Source organism: Ochrobactrum sp. C6C9 (genome assembly GCF_022627935.1).
In the GTDB taxonomy this organism is placed as follows: Bacteria; Pseudomonadota; Alphaproteobacteria; order Rhizobiales; family Rhizobiaceae; genus Brucella; species Brucella teleogrylli.
On the sequence record NZ_JABXGB010000156.1, the window covers coordinates 1 to 204 of the forward strand.

Here is a 204-nt window from a genome sequence, read left to right on the forward strand (position 1 = left end):
CTTCAGTTGTTTCCGATCTCGAAGGTCCTTTGCCAAAGGCACTGAGCTATCAAAGTTGCGCTTGTGCCGTTGGTACTTCAGCGGGAGTCGACCCGATCCAAGACGCTTCAAGAGCGAAAGCCCAATGTCCAGGTGCCATCCACGCAGATCATCCGCTTCGTATAAAGGAAAGCACATTTTGAAAGGCTTGCATCGCATTGGTTG

Annotated in this window: 1 protein-coding gene; it reads left to right on the top strand. The window is 51.0% G+C overall.

Features of this window, described 5'->3' with window-relative positions; genetic code table 11:
• Nucleotides 1-182: hypothetical protein (locus HWD97_RS24475; protein ID WP_371835840.1), on the top strand; the 182-nt coding region annotated here is incomplete at its 5' end.
• Nucleotides 183-204 lie beyond the last annotated feature (22 nt).